We start from the raw sequence: 16,344 nt of genomic DNA, 5'->3' as shown, positions 1-16,344 counted from the left end.
AGTGAACGTCCACCTTGCTTCTATATACTGCTGCTTTTAAGTTCAGCGACCGCCTTCTGGGGCGGTTTTTTTTGTCTCAAAATTACTCATAACTCAGTTTTCTTATAATTAAATTCAAATTTAAGAAAATATTAAATGTATATAAATGTGCCTATTTTTAGTATTTTGTAATAAATAACAATGATTTAACTTTTTTTGATAAAAGAAAAGATACATTTTTCACATAACCAATGTGCTAAGTAACGCAATTAAACATTTGGCTGTACATAATCTTTAAAAAAAGAGAGTGTGAATAAGATGAATGAAAACGCAGAGCTTATAAAATATATAGACGTTGCTGAAAACGTCTATGAAAATGTCTATGAGAACAACCAAGTTTCAAATATTTTGATTGTTAACCTTAACCGCATTATGGCGGAAATAAAAAAGCAGGCCGAAGAAAAAGACCTAAAGTTAAAATATAATTCGATCGATTTTGAATATTGCTTGAGCTTACCTTTAGCAGATCGAGATATAAAAATTGATCTCAGTTTGATTCCTCACTTTGAACACCGCGATGAGTGCATTTTATGGCTAACGAACTTTATTGGAAAAATAAGTGTGCCTAAAAAGATGATGAAGCAGAAATTGAGTTTTAATTAAATTGTAGATTTTAAAGAGATATATGAATCGTCACTAAAAGATTAACCACACCGACGTTTAAACAGTTATGCTTTATTGCAGATCGAAATTTCATAATTAAAAAATGATATAGAGCACTTTAAAATGAAAAAGCTTGCAATAACCTTTGCTGTTTTGGTTCAACTATCGACCTATGGCTTAGCCAATGATTCTACGGGTTACGTGGGTACAGGTGGGATTCAATATCTCAAAAATTCGCAGATTGCCATGCAAAGCGAAGATCTATTTATTAGTAAAAAACGAATTAAAGTCGACTATCTCTATAAAAACCTAAGCAATAAAGATGTCACTGAAACGATTTTATTTCCGCTACCACGCATTGATAATTTTTTTGAGTCTGATTTTGCTCATACCGAAGAGCTTTTAAAAAGTTTTAAGATTGTGGTGGATGGTAAAAATATTAAACCAGAAATGCATGTCAGAACGTTTATTCAAAAAGATGAGAAATCACCTCTAATTGATGCAACGGATGAGTTTAAGCAGTGTGGTTTTAGTGAAAAAGATATGCTTAATCCGTGGACTCGTACTAACTATGATTATGAATATTATGTAGATAAGCTAAAACAATGTAATACACCAAAAATACAGAAAATTTTAGCTCATTTTAAAAAAGATGATGTGATCCCGTGGTCATCTCAAGTGATCTATAGTTGGAAGCAGACCTTTAAAGCCAATAGTCTAACTAAAATTCAGCATGAATATAAACCTTTGGTGGGTGGCTCTGTAGCTCTCTACCCAGACGAATATAACCAGCAATTTTGTATGGATAAACAATTTAAGCAGGGCTTAAAAAAAGCCAGTTCAGAAAATTCGCCGTTTAGTGCTTTGGGTTATATTTTGACGACGGGTGCAAATTGGGCAAAGCCGATTGAACACTTTAATCTAACCATTGAGCGCGATAAAGACGAACTGGTTTCATTTTGTTGGGATGGACCAGTTAAAAAGATTAGCCCGACTCAGTTTCAAATGACCAAAACCAAGTTTGTACCTAAAAAAGACCTAGATATTATTTTTGTCAAAGTTAGATAAGCGCATACAAACTTTAAACTGTATGAAATTGCATCACTCTTGATTATGTGACATAACTTAATGATGGCACATAATAATAAGAGGATGCCGCAATGTTGCTTAAGGGAAAAGTGGCCGTCATCTTTGGAGGCAGTGGCGCAATTGGCACTGCAATTGCGAAGGTTTTTGTTCGTGAAGGTGCACATGTCTATTTGTGTGCAAGAGATTTAAATAAACTTCAAAATATTGCGGGCCAACTTCATCAACTTGGGGGCGTGGTTCATACGGCCAGTGTTGATGTGTTAGACAGTCAGTCCATAAATAATACCGTGGCTCAAATTGCTCAAGAGACAGGTGGGCTAGATTTAGTCATTAATGCGACCAGTTTTATACATAATCAAGGCAAAGAAATTTTGGAATTAAACCTTGATGAGTTCGTTGGGGGAATAAATCCATTTCTTACAGCTCAGTTTAATATATCTAAAGCTGTGGTGCCTTATATGGGCAGTAAGCGTAGCGGAACCATCATTTCAATTGTGGCACCTTCAGCTCGGATGGCAATACCAGGTCATTTAGGCCATATTGTGGGCTGTGCAGGAATTGAGGCTTTTATTAAAGCACTGGCTAGTGAGCTAGGAACTAAGAATATACGAGTACTGGGTGTTCGTTCACATGCAATGGTTGATGCTGTTCAAGCTGGTTCTTACACGCGTGAATTATTTGAGTCAAAAGCACAGGCAATGGGGCTTAGCATAGGACAATGGCTTGAAGGTGCGGCTCAAAGTACGATGTTAAAGCGGTTGCCGACACTTTCTCAGGTTGCAGAAACTGTCGCTTTTCTTGCATCGGAACATGCGGACTCAATGACGGCAACGGTTGTAAACATGACCGCAGGTGCAATTGTTGATTAGCACAGCGCTTCATTGTAATGATAAAGATTTAAATCGATTCAAATAAAAATGAATAAATGGCTAGCCTAATCACGCTAAGAACTCACATACTATAAAAGTAGAGGAGTTTTTTAAGACAGGATGAAACGTGAATTTAAAGAATCTTGAAGCATTTTATTGGGTTGTGACTTTAAATAGCTTCAATAAGGCTGCGACTAAATTGCAAACTACCCAGCCTGCAGTATCTCAAAAAATCACATCTCTTGAAAATGAATTGGGCTTTAAAGTTTTAGATCGAAACTATCGGCAGTTTAAACCGACACATAAAGGCTTAACTTTATTTAAGTATGCCGAAAAATTTATGCGCCTAGAAACAGATCTGGTGGCTGAATTGACTGAAAACCAGCACCTGACTGGCACCATTCGTTTAGGTGTTTCTGAAACTATTGTGTATACGTGGCTGGTTGAATATATCGAAAAGGTTCAACAAGAGTTCCCAAAAATTTCAGTAGAAATTGTGGTAGACCTGACACCGAACTTACAAGAGGGCGTTCGGACAGGTGACCTAGACATGGCTTTTTTGCTTGGGCCAACGCTGGCTTTTGAGTGTATTGAACAGGCATTGTGTGATTTTGAACTGAGTTTCTTGGCTTCACCTTCATTTAAAGGTGGTGTAGCTCAAATGTCTTTTAAAACTTTAATGTCACACACCATTTTAACTTATCCTAAAATTACCTATCCCTATAAAGAATTGAAAGCCAGAATGAAAGAACAAGGAATTGATGAACCACTCTCAATTACCAGTTATTCATTAGCGACTTTATTGCGTTTAGCCGAGCAGGGCTTAGGTATTGCTGTAGTGCCAACCTTAACTGCTTTAAAAGAAATTACCGATGGCCGATTAGAAATATTAAATACACCCATTCAATTAAAGACGTTTCATTTCACTTCAATCTACATTCAAGGGAATGATGTTGCCTTGAAAGAAAAACTAACTGAAGTTGCCGTTAGGGTGTCGGAAAGTGCCATGAAAAGCCTTAATGAGAAAATCCAAAAATAAGCGATATTTTTATTTTTAATAAAATATTTTTTCTTATTTTAAATAAGCTGCTTGCATGCAAAGTCATAAAAGCAGCTTATGTAGTTCGATAAGTAAAACTTATCCTGCTTTTTTAATTAAATATAAACCATTTAAAATCAAATGCTTGAATTTTTAATTTTATGTAAAAAGTCTTATTGTCCGTAGGGTTTAGCTATGTTTTTATTTTAGATACAAGATTTGATCGCCGATTGTGTCGATTGGGGAACAGGGAATCTTTGTCATTTTAAAGGATTAAAGAATATTGTTTGGGAAAAATGATGTTCTTGGTTCAACCTGAAAATAGCGTTGTTAAGCTCAAATGGATGAGGAACGCATTAATATGTCTTTACTGAAATCTTCTTTTTTATCAGATCGCCAATGGGCCATTGTAGCCTCAATCTTTATGATGGCGACCTCTGCAATGGGGCCAGGATTTTTAACCCAAACTGCTGTATTTACAGTCAAGTTAGGTGCAGCATTCGGCTTCGCAATTTTAGTTTCCATTCTGATTGATTATGTAGTTCAACAAAATATTTGGCGAGTGGTCACACTTACTCAAATGCGTGCATCAGACATTGCCAATAAAGCATTACCGGGTAGTGGTTATTTACTGGCGTTTCTGGTGATTTTGGGTGGTTTTTTCTTTAGTGTCGGTAACATTGCAGGTGCAGCTTTAGGTCTAAATGCACTTTTTGGTCTAGACACAAAGTGGGGCGGTATTTTAAGTGGTGCATTAGCCATTTTGATTTTTGCATCAAGAAAAGCAACGCTTGCCATGGATAAAAGCATGATCGTGTTGGGATTGCTTAAAATCCTACTGATCATTATTGTTGCTGTCATTGTAATGCCTCCTGTTGGTCAAGCTGTACATCAAACTTTTGCTCCAGATCAGATCGACTTTGCCATTATTACGACCATTGTCGGCGGTACAGTTGGTGGTTATATCTGCTACGCGGGCGCACACCGTTTACTCGATAAAGGTGCTGTTGGCCCTGAAAATATTGATGAAGTTGCTAAAGCTGCGACCAAGGGTATTATTGTTGTCGGCATCATGCGCTACGTGTTGTTTTTAGCGTTTTTAGGTGTGGTGGTAAGCGGTGCAAATATTGATTTAGCCAGCCATGACGCCAATCCAGCAGCTCAAGCATTCCAATATGCAGCGGGTACATTTGGTTTTAAATTATTCGGTTTAATTTTCTGGGCAGCAGGTATTAGTAGCACCATTGGCGCAGCATATACTTCAGTGTCGTTCTTTAATGTGTTTAAAAAGAATTTAACACCAAAACAAAACAACTATACGACCATTACCTTCATTGCATTGGCTTTATTGCTCTATGTGTTATTGGGTGCAACTCCAGCAGGTCTGCTCATTTTTGTAGGTGGTTTTAACGGATTGGTGTTGCCAATTGGCCTTACAATTTTTGTGTATGTTGCTGCATGCCGTAAAGATTTAATGGGTAATTACAACTATCCAAAATGGTTGCTTATTTTGGGTGGATTAACATGTCTGTTGACGTGGTGGATGGGCTATATGTCGTTTACGACAGTGTTTAACTATTTGACCAAGCTTTAAGCCAGACTTTGTTAAGTGATAAAGGAATAATGCCATGTTTGTAGATTTAAATAGTGATTTGGGTGAAAGCTTTGGCTCATGGAAAATGGGTAATGATGATCAGATTTTACCTGTCGTGACCAGTGCCAATATTGCTTGTGGTTTCCATGCTGGCGACCCGCTCGGTATTTTAAAAACGGTTCGTAAAGCAGTTGAGCTTGGTGTGACCGTTGGTGCTCACGTGTCTTATCCAGACCTTGTAGGCTTTGGCCGCCGTAATATGGATTTGTCACGTGACGAGCTTATTGCCGATGTGCTTTACCAAATTTCTGCACTCGATGGCTTGGCTAAAGTGGCAGGTTCAAAAGTGCAATACGTTAAACCGCATGGCGCCCTCTACAACACCATTGCACATGACCAAGCTCAGGCAGCAGCCGTGATTGATGCGATTAAAATGTATAACCCTGAATTGGTTTTAGTGGCTTTGGCGGGGTCTAACTTAGTAGAGCAGGCACGTGCGGCTGGCTTAAAAGTGGTATCTGAAGCATTTGCAGACCGCGCTTATAACAGTGATGGTTCACTGGTGTCTCGTCGTCTAGACGGTGCGGTTTTACACGACTCGGCATTTGTTGCGAGCCGTGTGGTTTCAATGCTTAAAAATGGTGGGGTAGAGTCAATTGACGGTGTCTTTACGCCAATTCAAGCCGACACCATTTGTTTACATGGCGACACAGACGGTGCGCTAGAGATGTCGGCAGCCATTAAAGCCGAGCTTGTAAAAAACAATATTGAAATTCGCCCATTTGTAAACAAAGCATAAGGATGAGCACAATGTATAAGGATATTAAAGTCGACCCAGCTCAGCTTGAAGCCGCTTTAGATGCGCGTTTAAAAATCCGTGCAGGTTTTGATAAACCGACAGCAGGGATGGCTGCGGGTATGACGCAGGTCAACATGATTTCGGTGCCAATAGAGTGGGCATATGACTTTTTACTCTATGCGCATCGTAATCCGCAAAGCTGCCCAGTACTTGATGTGCTCGAAGAAGGCATCTATGCAACTAAGCTTGCGGCAGATTCTGATATTCGAACTGACTTTCCGCGTTATCGCATTTGGAAAGATGGCGAAATGGTCGATGAAGTGACCGATGCGAGCGAGATTTATAATGCCCATCCTGATTTGGTGACTTTCTTGATTGGCTGTAGTTTTTCTTTTGAAACCGCTTTGCAAGAAGCGGGCATTGAAGTTCGCCATATTCGTGACGATACCAATGTACCGATGTATCTGAGCAATATTCAGTGCCAACCGGCAGGGCGTATTTCAGGAAACATGGTGGTTTCTATGCGACCAATTCCATCGCATCAAATTAGTGAAGCAGTAAAAATTACATCGCGTATGCCAAGCGTGCATGGTGCACCTGTACATATTGGGCACCCTGAAAGCTTAGGAATTTCGGATGTAAACAAGCCTGACTTTGGTGATGCTTCACGTATTGAGGCGGGTGAAATTCCAGTGTTTTGGGCATGTGGTGTAACACCACAAGCCGCCGTTATGAACTCGAAAATTCCTTTTGCAATTAGTCATGCACCAGGTCACATGTTTATTACCGACATTCCTGACCGTGCTTGGATTGGCTAATTGGACTAAAGAAGAATTAAAAGGATAAGCAAATGCGTTTTTTATCGGTAAACGCCGATAGTTTTCTGATTGAGCTTGCGAGCCTTGAAGAAACTTTGGCGTTGTACAATAAATTGCAAAATACGCAATTGAATGGAATTAAAGACTTAGTCCCTGCTGCAAAAACAATTTTGGTTTTTTTCAACGAGATCGAAACCAACTTTAAAACGCTGGTCGCTTCAATTCAGAACCTTAAAGTTGATTCTGGATTTGAGCGTGGCGGCCAAGAAGTGATTGTACCGATTCGTTACGATGGCGAAGACCTTGCTCAGGTTGCAGAGTTACAAGGTTTGTCTGTTACCGATGTGATTAGAAAACATCACCAAAGCGTGTGGAATGTGGCTTTTATTGGTTTTGCGCCGGGCTTTGCTTATATGAGCAGTCCTGATAAGCCTTTTACCGATATTCCACGTTTAACGGTTCCGCGTAAAAAAATACCGTCTGGCTCTTTGGGCTTGGCTGGAAAATACTCTGGTATTTACCCAAAAGACAGCCCGGGTGGTTGGCAGCTGATTGGTACAACATCGGAAAAAATGTGGGATTTAGAGCGTAAAAATCCTGCATTGCTGTTACCGGGCATGACTGTACATTTTGAAGATGTCACGCATCGTCCAACAACTGTGACTGTACCGCAGCAAATCACACGTACAGTTGAGCTTCAAAAATCTGTGCCACTGTTTAAGATCACTGCGCCAAGTTTACAAATGCTTATTCAAGACGAAGGGCGCTTAAATCAGACCAATATTGGGGTTGGCGTGGCTGGTGCAATGGACTTGTCTGCCATGCATAGCGCTAACCGTGTTGTGGGTAATCCAACCGATACACCAGTCATTGAAGTTTTAAATGGTGGCTTAAAAGCCAAAATGCAGCATGCGGGCGTTATTGCAGTTGCAGGTGCGATCTCAAACATTCGTGTGAAATTTGTTGATGGTCAAACCGCAGACTTTGCAAGCTATCAACCGATTGATTTAGATGAAGGTGATGAATTTCAAATTCAGCCACCAACTGCAGGCTTAAGAAACTATCTGGCCGTTCGAGGTGGTGTAGACGTTGAACCTGTACTCAATAGTGCCTCATTTGACAGCTTGGCGGTGTTAGGGCCAGAACCTTTAAAGCTTGGAGATACCATTTACCAAGGGCAGATAAAGGCAGCCGACATTAGTGTAAATGAAGTGGGTAAAAACGATTTGCCAAAAGCTGGCGAAGTCGTTGAGCTAGATATTGTGATGGGGCCGCGCACTGACTGGTTTGAACAAGACAGTATTGAACTGCTCTGTCAGCAAGAATGGCTAGTGACCAATGAAAGCAACCGAGTTGGGCTAAGACTTTCAGGCGAACAGTCTTTGACTCGAAAAATTACCCATGAACTGGAAAGTGAAGGCACATGCATTGGTGCTTTGCAGATTCCACCGAGTGGTCAACCCGTTTTGTTTATGAATGATCACCCTTTAACGGGCGGATATCCAGTGATTGGCTCTGTTGCTAAACACCATTGGGACTTGGTGGCACAGATTCCAGCAGGTTGCCGCATCAAATTTAAAAAAATTGCCGAATTTACAGATTTTGAGAATGAATGATGAATACAGAAAAATTATTGATTGCTAACCGTGGTGAAATTGCCGTTCGTATTATTCATGCCTGCCGTGACATGGGAATTTCATCGGTCGCGTTATATGCAGATGACGACATTGGCAGCATGCATGTCGAACTTGCAGATGAAGCATGGGGCTTGGCTGGTGCAAAGGCGAGTGAAACCTATTTAAATATTCCAGCCATTATCGAAGTTGCAAAAAAATCGAAAGCGACCATGGTGCATCCGGGTTATGGCTTTTTATCTGAGCGTGCTGAATTTGCTCAAGCTGTGATTGATGCAGGCTTAAAATGGGTCGGGCCATCTCCAAGTGCGATTGAAAAACTGGGCGATAAAATCGAAGCGCGTAAAATTGCTGCTTCGGTTGGTGCACCTTTGGTTCAGGGTACGCAAGATCCACTTAACAATGCAGAGGAAGCTTTAGAGTTTGCCAAGCAATATGGTTTACCAATTGCCATTAAAGCGGCATTTGGTGGTGGTGGCCGTGGCTTAAAAGTTGCGTGGAAACTCGAAGAAGTTCAAGAGCTTTATGAGTCGGCGGTACGTGAAGCAAAAGCTGCCTTTGGTCGTGGTGAATGTTTTGTCGAGCAATATCTCGATAAACCGCGCCATGTAGAAGCACAAGTGATTGCCGACCAACATGGCAATATTGTGGTATTGGGTACACGTGATTGTTCATTGCAACGCCGCAACCAAAAGTTAGTCGAAGAAGCACCAGCGCCATTTATTAGTGATGCGATTTATCAGCAAATTTTAACCTCGGCAAAAAATATTTGTCAGGCTGCAAACTATGTAGGTGCGGGAACCGTTGAATATTTACTGAGCCGTGATGGCAAGCTTTCATTTTTAGAAGTAAACACGCGTTTGCAAGTTGAACACCCAGTGACCGAAGAAACATCAAAAGTCGATTTGGTGGTTGAGCAAATTCGAGTGGCACAAGGTGAAGTGCTTTCTATTAAAGAAACACCAAAAGCACAAGGCCATGCCATTGAGTTTCGAATTAATGCCGAAGACCCAGCACGTGGTTTTATTCCGGCCTTTGGTGTGTTGAGTTTATTTGAGGCGCCGTTTGGTAACGGTGTACGCGTGGACACAGGAGTTCGAACTGGCTCTTTAGTGTCTAGTCATTTTGACTCACTCATGGCAAAACTGATTGTGACTGGTCCAACTCGTGAAATTGCAATTGCTCGCGCTAAACGTGCTTTAAAACAATTTAAAATTGAAGGCGTGGCATCAGTTTTAGACTTTCACCGTGCGGTACTTAATGAACCTGACTTTACAGATGAGTTTAATGTACACACACGTTGGATCGAAAACGACTTTAAACAAGAGTTGAAACCAACTAAACGCGGCATTCCAAACCATCAACAACCAATGTTGCTCAGCTACATTGAAATTGATGGCAAGTTACACCGTTTAGGTTTACCTGCGGGTATGTTTGCTCAAGGTCCAACAACCGCAGTTCAAGCACAATCTGCCGAGCCAGAAGTAAGTGCTGAGCATTTACTGGCCCCAATTAATGGTGTGATTAGCGCTTGGAAAGTTGAAAATGGTGAGCAAGTTACCGAAGGCCAAGTGGTTGCCATTATGGAAGCCATGAAAATGGAAGTGCAGGTACTAGCACACCGCAGTGGTGTTATTCAGATTAGTGCAGAGAAGGGTGCAACCTGTCATGCAGAAACTGTAATTGCTAGCATTAATTAAGTTTTAAATAAATGATTTGGCCTGATTGAGCTTCGGTTCAGTCGGGCTTAATCTATTTTAGCCATTGGATTTAGAATGAATGTTGCTACTTATGCAATCATTACTTGTTTATTGGCTGCGTTATTTTCTGGAAATTGTGGGTTGTATCGCCGTAAAAAGTTGATGGATTAGGTAAGGCTGGAATCATTTTTTCTAATTAGTTTTTAGTCAGAATATAAATGACTAGTATTTTTAATTATTATTTAATAATTGCTTTCTTTTTTTATTTAAAATAAAAAATAAACTTAAAAAGCTTTATCAATTTAAGAATGAGTGTTGTTTAAGGGTAAAAATATATTTTATACCGTTTATCGGATTTAAATTTAATATTATTTTTTTTGAGAATAAATTAATAGTATGTATTTATATAGTTATTTTATTAATTAAAGTTTTTAATTAATAAATAAGGGGTTTGTTTAGGTAAATTAAATGAAATTTAAGATATGGGGGGTAGAATTAGACACTGGTGAATTTAATATTTTTTCGACTTAATTAAATATTGAAAGTGCTTGATTTTATGAAGTGCAATTAATTTGTTATTGGTGGCATTTTTTGCCAATACAATAATAAATTTAAGATTTTCTTTGAAATAAGGTGTGTTAAATGATTAAAAAATTGATTTACGATTGACAGTAAATTGGAAAGTATCTCTAGGAATTGAGAGGTGTATTATGTTTAATTCGCCAGTTTTTAATTCAATTATAGGTTTGGTTTTGACATATGCATTAATAACAGTATTTGTTAGTTCATTGATTGAAGCTATATCAATAATTTTTCATAAGAGAGCTAAGGATTTAAAAGATGGTTTGACAAGAATGTTAGATAATCTTCAAATAGACGGTCTGATAAATGAGTTATATCAGCATCCTCTAATTAATCCTATTAATTATAACAAACCAAATAAGATACCATCTTATATTGATCCAAAATGTTTTGCAAAAGCATTACATGAAATCCTTTCAAATAAGAAAGTAAGAGAATTAAAACTTAATAAATTATTAGAAGATTTACCAGAAGATAGCCCAGTTAAAGCATTTTTAGATTCTTTAGTAAGTGATATTGATGAAAAGACAGACTCTGTACAAAAGAATTTAATGATATGGTTTGACGTATCAATGGATCGATTATCTGGTGAATATAAACGAAGCATACAGTTTTGGAGTTTTCTTCTAGCATTTGTTATAGCTCTTGCTTTAAATGCTGATACTTTGAGACTAAGTCAGATTTATTGGGGGCTATCTTCATCCCAACTTGACCTTTTGCTTAATACATCTGCACATATACAATCTTCATTACCAGCGGATGTAGCAAAAAATGTCCAAGATAATTTCAAAAACTTAAATAAATTGCCTATTGGATGGGATAGAGATTGTACCCCATGCTCATCATGGGGGGTTGTAAAGGATTTTTTCGTACTTAATACAGACAATATTAAACATCCATCATTACAAAATGTGATGATTAGCATAGGCAAACTTTTTATCTTCATAATAGGTTGTTTTATAACAGCTTGTTCAGTTTTATTTGGTGCTCCATTCTGGTTCGATCTTTTAAAAAGCTTTGTTAATATTCGTGGAACAGGCAAAAAGCCGAATCAGTAATTAAATTATTAAAACTTTATTTAATAAGGATATGAAAAATGAAAAACATAGAAATGATTAAGGAAATACAGCAAAAATTAGGTATTGAAGTTGATGGCTTAGCAGGACCTCAAACATGGTCAGCAATTTATACACATATTCTCAAAAAAAAATTGCCTGTATCTCCAACAGATCAAGTAGATGAAAGAAGTGAAAGAGTTATTGCTACATTACAGCCAGAGGTACAGATATATGCTAGAGCTCTTATTCATAAAGCGGAAGAGGTAGGTATAGATATTAAAGTTATTAGCGGATTAAGAACATATGCGGAACAAGATAAGCTTTATGCACAAGGTCGAACTGAAAATATAAAGGGTGGCATAGTAACTAATGCAAAAGGAGGTCAATCGAATCATAATTTTGGCATAGCATTTGATATAGGCGTATTCGAAGGCAAAGAGTATTTAGAAGATTCTCCTAAGTATAAAGCTGTTGGAGCTTTAGGAATGCAGTTAGGCCTTGAATGGGGAGGGAATTGGAAAACAATTGTCGATCAACCTCATTTTCAATTAAGGCCATTATGGGCTAAAGATTTATCTGAGAAAGAAATGTTGGCAGCTTTAAGAGAGCGAAAAGATAAGGATCAAGCAATATATACATAAAATTATAATAATTAAATTTATCTTAGATAATCGTTTGTAATTTAAAACTATTTCAATTCTATTTTTTCTCTAAGCCATTACATCCAGTAATGGTTTTTTAATTTCCCCAACCGCTCTACTTTAATACGATTGTCATTTCCTACGCTTGACGATAACAAAAGCGAATACTATCCTTTGCGGGCTGGCCTACATTGCCAGTTGGTTTTAGCAGACCATCAGCCAAAGTACACGAAAAAGTCTAATTTTTTTTGTGGAAATCCCTGTGTGCCCCCTTTACGGTGGAACGGAAGGGGGACACCCTCGGGTGTGCTGGATTCTTTGGCTCCAGTCTGCTAACCCTCTTTCGTTTCACCACCATTATTTAGCAGTAATGCGGTGAAACTTCTTTTATAGCCAAAGGAGTCCGCTATGCGTACTAATTCTTCTCAATTTTTGGTCTTTGCCAAACGCTCTCTACACATACCGCCTAACTGGTCTTTAAAGCGCTTTAACCGTTTGTAGGTTTTCTACGACCTTAAATCGTTACGACTAAAAAATCATAGCAACAATAAAACCGAGATAGGCGAGCACACCTCTTGTGTTGCTTTTGCATGCCTGTTTTTAACACTCATTTTAAGAGTGACGGCATTTCTATCTCTTTTAGATACAACAAAAAATTATTTTAAGCGGTATACATGAAAAATTTAGAATCTTCATTTAGAGCACTGCGCGTGCTTCACGTAGCAAAAGATTTATTTAATCAAGATGGCTTTAATAAAGTCGGTGTTGACCGCATTATTGCCGAAGCCAAAATTCCCAAAGCTACTTTCTATAACGACTTTCATTCAAAAGCACGACTCATCGAGATGTGTCTCACTTTTCAAAAAGATGCGCTCAAAGTAAAAGTGTTTTCAATTCTCAAATCTTATCGTGAAGAAATGGTGCTTGATAAACTCAAGCAGATTTACCTTTTACATGCCGACTTAAATGGCTTTTATCATTTACCCTTTAAAGCAATTTTTGAAATTGAAAAGCTCTACCCAAAAGCCTATAGCGTGGTGATTGAATATAGAACTTGGCTAATCAACGAAATTTATAAACTGCTTTTAACCGTCAAAACTACGGCTTCAATGAAAGACGCCCACATGTTTTTGTTCGTGATTGATGGGGCAATGGTGCAGCTTTTAAGTAAAAACAGTGTAGATGAGCGAGACAAGCTACTCGAGTATTTTTTAATAATGCTGTCTTAGCAATGAACCTAAACACACTCTAAAAGGAAAAAAGCTCGTAACTGGGCTTTTTCTTTATTCGAGTTCGAGTTGATCGTCATCTTTAGTGACTTTGATTTTCATCTTTCTATATTTACGTTTGTTTGGGTCTAAAGCAGAGTTTGACACTTCATCAGCAAATTTTGGATTTTGCATGAGTTTTGCATAGGCTCTGTAACCTATGCGAATTCGGGTAGGTGGACAATCTGTTCTCTTGGAATAATATTCAATAAGTGAATTTAATTCCTTTAACAAACTCTGATGTTCCATTGTATTGGTTATTTTCTATTAGAAGGTAATTTAGCATACTGAACTTTAGGAAAATTCAAAAGATGTCTTTGATATACATTATTTTATTTAATGATAATTAAGTTTCGTTAAATTTGAATAGTGTTAATTGAGCCTCATTTTATTTTGTTTTGCTGACAGGTTTTTAATCAAACAGTCATAACTAAGGTGTAAATTAATTTTAGAAAAAGAAAATAGATAGAAGATTGCCACGAACAATAACGATTTAAGCAATTTTCTCACACTGTGGTATTAAGCTGACTTTAACGAGTCGGCTTTTGTTTTTGTGGCCAAATAAAAAGCCCAATAACGGGCTTTTATTTTATATCTTGATTAAAACTTGAGTTTTTTAAGCCCACGACTCACGCCATTTTGTAAGGCTGCTTTAATGATAGGGCCAAGAAAAGGCACTCGGCCTTTAAAGCTAATGGTGTAATCCAAGCGAGTACGGTTGTTTCCCAAATCAATAAACTTCATTACACCACGGTGACCTTTAATTGGGCTAATGCCGCTTGTAATTGCATATTCGATCAGTTCATTTTCTTTGTAGACTAAATTAGTTTCTACAAATGAAGGGGTAAATGGAATAGACATTTTACGAGCAGAGCCAACACCATTACGAGCGTCTTTTCCGTTGCTAATGCGAGTGACTTTAGCAGGAGCGAAAAGTTTGCTTAGGTTTTCATGCTCACTTAAGGTTGCAAAGACCTTGTCTACGGGTGCATCAAATTCTTGTACGATGTTGATTTTTTGAGTTTTTAACATCTTATTTCCTCTGAAAGTAATTTTGACATTGGTGATTGTCATAATTTGGATATTAGCACGCTTTTAGCAACTGCGAAATTCTACTTCGTCGGAGTTTTGAGTCTTCAGCAATCAGGGTCTGAATTTATCAATTGACCTAAATACTAAAACATCTGTTTTAACCTAACATAGTTAATTAAAATTTAAACGCCTAATATTTATTCTTGGGATAAGAACGAGTACAACAAAAATGAATGCTGTTCAACCAATAGAGCCCGCAGGTGTTATGCGGTATTTAATAAGTAAATTGAGTGTAATAGGCCTTGTAGTCTGTGTCATAAGTGCATCTGCCGCTAAAGAAATAAAATCAGGAGATTCAGCAATGGGTTATCAAAATCAAGCTGCTTGGCAACAAATTGAACAATTTCTTCCTCAAGAGTTTCATATTCCTAAAGACCAGTTACCAAAAGAAGAATGGTGGGCTTGGAATGGTCATAACATCCATTTAGATACTTATCGAAATCCAAATGCAAAAATTAAAGTGATTTTATTTCATGGTGTAGGTACGAATGGCCGACAAATGTCGATGATTTTAGGTAAACCATTGGCTGATCGGGGATATGAAACAATTGCAGTCGATATGCCGGGCTATGGTGTCACTCAAGTTAGCAAAGGCAAGGTTATTCGCTATAACGATTGGGTGCAGGCTGGTAGTGATTTAATTGATATTGAATTAGCAAAAGATAGTCGTCCGGTTGTGCTTTATGGTTTAAGCGCAGGTGGAATGCTGACATATCACGTCGCAGCTAAGAATAAAAAAGTGAAAGCAATTGTAGGAATGACCTTTCTTGACACAAGTAGTCAGAAGGTTACAGACACTGTAGCAAGTAACTTATTTATGAGTCGAGTAGGGACACCAATTGCGCATTTAACTGCAAAAACACCTCTGGCATCAATGCGAATTCCAATGAGCTGGGCAAGTAAAATGAGTACTTTGGTGAACAATAAAGGGGCATTAAAGGCTTTTATGAAAGATAAAACCTCGGCTGGTAACTCGGTTTCACTCACATTTTTAGACTCATATATACATTACAAACCTGAAGTGATGCCTGAAGAGTTTGATGTGTGCCCAGTCTTGTTAACTCAACCGGAAAAAGACCGTTGGACTCCACTTGATTTAAGTACACCATTTCTTAGTCGTATTCAGAAGGTACCTGTAAAAACCGTGATATTGGAAAATGCAGGGCATTATCCATTAGAGCAGCCGGGTTTATCTCAAATGGTTGATGCCATTGATAGCTTTTACAGCACTACGGTGAAATAAAGCATTCTTATTGGGTAGAGAAGTTTTTGAACTTATTTATATAAAAATAGGCTGTAATTCATAAAGTACAGCAGTTTAAAAACTCACTCACTATTTAATTAATTTTTTAATATCAACAATATGTGATTTATTTTTTAAATCACGATAAGTCTATATTTTCTTGGTTAAGCCAATTTTCGTATATTTATGCTCAAAAAATTCATTTAGGTAAATCCATTATATTTTCTGTCCTTTTCTTTATCTTTTTGGATTGTAGACACATTGTATTATTTGAGA

At 37.9% G+C, this 16,344-nt stretch carries 15 protein-coding genes; 13 read left to right on the top strand and 2 right to left on the bottom strand.

What is annotated here, in order from left to right:
- Positions 1 to 297 precede the first annotated feature (297 nt).
- From MMY79_RS12565 to MMY79_RS12510, 12 genes are all read left to right on the top strand, one after another.
- On the top strand, positions 298 to 642 hold the full coding sequence (locus tag MMY79_RS12565) for a hypothetical protein (protein WP_252609002.1): 345 nt from the start codon (positions 298 to 300) through the stop codon (positions 640 to 642).
- A gap of 123 nt (positions 643 to 765) precedes the next feature.
- Complete coding sequence (locus tag MMY79_RS12560; protein ID WP_252609000.1) at positions 766 to 1,710, top strand: DUF4424 family protein; 945 nt, start codon at positions 766 to 768, stop codon at positions 1,708 to 1,710.
- Positions 1,711 to 1,802: 92 nt separating this feature from the next.
- Complete coding sequence (locus MMY79_RS12555; RefSeq protein WP_252608998.1) at positions 1,803 to 2,600, top strand: SDR family NAD(P)-dependent oxidoreductase; 798 nt, start codon at positions 1,803 to 1,805, stop codon at positions 2,598 to 2,600.
- Positions 2,601 to 2,727: 127 nt separating this feature from the next.
- Positions 2,728 to 3,639 (top strand): LysR family transcriptional regulator MumR, encoded by a 912-nt coding sequence (gene mumR / locus MMY79_RS12550; protein ID WP_005303905.1) that lies wholly within the window; start codon positions 2,728 to 2,730, stop codon positions 3,637 to 3,639.
- Between the two features lie 340 nt (positions 3,640 to 3,979).
- Positions 3,980 to 5,233, top strand: coding sequence for an NRAMP family divalent metal transporter (locus MMY79_RS12545; protein WP_252608996.1), 1,254 nt, complete (start codon positions 3,980 to 3,982; stop codon positions 5,231 to 5,233).
- 34 nt (positions 5,234 to 5,267) lie between these two features.
- Positions 5,268 to 6,032, top strand: a complete 765-nt coding sequence (locus MMY79_RS12540; RefSeq protein WP_252608994.1) for a 5-oxoprolinase subunit PxpA — start codon at positions 5,268 to 5,270, stop codon at positions 6,030 to 6,032.
- A gap of 2 nt (positions 6,033 to 6,034) precedes the next feature.
- Entirely contained in the window at positions 6,035 to 6,850 is an 816-nt protein-coding gene (locus MMY79_RS12535; protein WP_252608992.1) for a putative hydro-lyase, read from the top strand.
- A 32-nt stretch (positions 6,851 to 6,882) separates the two neighbouring features.
- The gene (locus MMY79_RS12530) at positions 6,883 to 8,466 is read left to right on the top strand and encodes an urea amidolyase family protein (protein WP_252608990.1); all 1,584 of its coding nucleotides are present in this window, start codon (positions 6,883 to 6,885) and stop codon (positions 8,464 to 8,466) included.
- Positions 8,466 to 10,184: a biotin carboxylase N-terminal domain-containing protein gene (locus MMY79_RS12525; RefSeq protein ID WP_252613521.1), complete on the top strand. Its 1,719-nt coding sequence runs from the start codon at positions 8,466 to 8,468 to the stop codon at positions 10,182 to 10,184. The genes MMY79_RS12530 and MMY79_RS12525 overlap by 1 nt, the downstream gene beginning before the upstream one ends.
- 710 nt (positions 10,185 to 10,894) lie before the next feature.
- Positions 10,895 to 11,824, top strand: coding sequence for a hypothetical protein (locus tag MMY79_RS12520; RefSeq protein WP_252608988.1), 930 nt, complete (start codon positions 10,895 to 10,897; stop codon positions 11,822 to 11,824).
- A gap of 38 nt (positions 11,825 to 11,862) precedes the next feature.
- Positions 11,863 to 12,465 carry a M15 family metallopeptidase gene (locus MMY79_RS12515; protein WP_252608986.1) on the top strand — a complete coding sequence of 201 codons (603 nt, stop codon included), beginning with the start codon at positions 11,863 to 11,865 and terminating at the stop codon, positions 12,463 to 12,465.
- Between the two features lie 674 nt (positions 12,466 to 13,139).
- Positions 13,140 to 13,694: a TetR/AcrR family transcriptional regulator gene (locus MMY79_RS12510; RefSeq protein ID WP_252608985.1), complete on the top strand. Its 555-nt coding sequence runs from the start codon at positions 13,140 to 13,142 to the stop codon at positions 13,692 to 13,694.
- A gap of 54 nt (positions 13,695 to 13,748) precedes the next feature.
- On the opposite strand, the gene MMY79_RS12505 is transcribed toward MMY79_RS12510, so the two are convergent.
- Positions 13,749 to 13,982 (bottom strand): hypothetical protein, encoded by a 234-nt coding sequence (locus MMY79_RS12505; protein ID WP_013198320.1) that lies wholly within the window; start codon positions 13,980 to 13,982, stop codon positions 13,749 to 13,751.
- Between the two features lie 351 nt (positions 13,983 to 14,333).
- The gene (locus tag MMY79_RS12500; protein WP_199990847.1) at positions 14,334 to 14,765 is read right to left on the bottom strand and encodes an SRPBCC family protein; all 432 of its coding nucleotides are present in this window, start codon (positions 14,763 to 14,765) and stop codon (positions 14,334 to 14,336) included.
- 229 nt (positions 14,766 to 14,994) lie between these two features.
- Here MMY79_RS12500 and MMY79_RS12495 point away from each other — a divergent pair, with 229 nt between their 5' ends.
- Entirely contained in the window at positions 14,995 to 16,068 is a 1,074-nt protein-coding gene (locus MMY79_RS12495) for an alpha/beta fold hydrolase (protein WP_252608984.1), read from the top strand.
- Positions 16,069 to 16,344 lie beyond the last annotated feature (276 nt).

Origin of the sequence: Acinetobacter sp. XS-4 (assembly GCF_023920705.1) — a bacterium.
Classification (GTDB): domain Bacteria; phylum Pseudomonadota; class Gammaproteobacteria; order Pseudomonadales; family Moraxellaceae; genus Acinetobacter.
The sequence above is the reverse complement of the archived record's forward strand: the minus strand, read 5'-3'. Positions and strand labels throughout refer to the sequence as shown.

Bases quoted from the DNA above. Each gene is read 5' to 3' on its own strand.
- MMY79_RS12565 (WP_252609002.1), top strand. From the start codon at position 298: ATGAATGAAAACGCAGAGCTTATAAAATATATAGACGTTGCTGAAAAC.
- MMY79_RS12560 (WP_252609000.1), top strand. From the start codon at position 766: ATGAAAAAGCTTGCAATAACCTTTGCTGTTTTGGTTCAACTATCGACC.
- MMY79_RS12555 (WP_252608998.1), top strand. From the start codon at position 1,803: ATGTTGCTTAAGGGAAAAGTGGCCGTCATCTTTGGAGGCAGTGGCGCA.
- MMY79_RS12545 (WP_252608996.1), top strand. From the start codon at position 3,980: ATGGATGAGGAACGCATTAATATGTCTTTACTGAAATCTTCTTTTTTA.
- MMY79_RS12540 (WP_252608994.1), top strand. From the start codon at position 5,268: ATGTTTGTAGATTTAAATAGTGATTTGGGTGAAAGCTTTGGCTCATGG.
- MMY79_RS12535 (WP_252608992.1), top strand. From the start codon at position 6,035: ATGAGCACAATGTATAAGGATATTAAAGTCGACCCAGCTCAGCTTGAA.
- MMY79_RS12530 (WP_252608990.1), top strand. From the start codon at position 6,883: ATGCGTTTTTTATCGGTAAACGCCGATAGTTTTCTGATTGAGCTTGCG.
- MMY79_RS12525 (WP_252613521.1), top strand. From the start codon at position 8,466: ATGAATACAGAAAAATTATTGATTGCTAACCGTGGTGAAATTGCCGTT.
- MMY79_RS12520 (WP_252608988.1), top strand. From the start codon at position 10,895: ATGTTTAATTCGCCAGTTTTTAATTCAATTATAGGTTTGGTTTTGACA.
- MMY79_RS12515 (WP_252608986.1), top strand. From the start codon at position 11,863: ATGAAAAACATAGAAATGATTAAGGAAATACAGCAAAAATTAGGTATT.
- MMY79_RS12510 (WP_252608985.1), top strand. From the start codon at position 13,140: ATGAAAAATTTAGAATCTTCATTTAGAGCACTGCGCGTGCTTCACGTA.
- MMY79_RS12505 (WP_013198320.1), bottom strand. From the start codon at position 13,982: ATGGAACATCAGAGTTTGTTAAAGGAATTAAATTCACTTATTGAATAT.
- MMY79_RS12500 (WP_199990847.1), bottom strand. From the start codon at position 14,765: ATGTTAAAAACTCAAAAAATCAACATCGTACAAGAATTTGATGCACCC.
- MMY79_RS12495 (WP_252608984.1), top strand. From the start codon at position 14,995: ATGAATGCTGTTCAACCAATAGAGCCCGCAGGTGTTATGCGGTATTTA.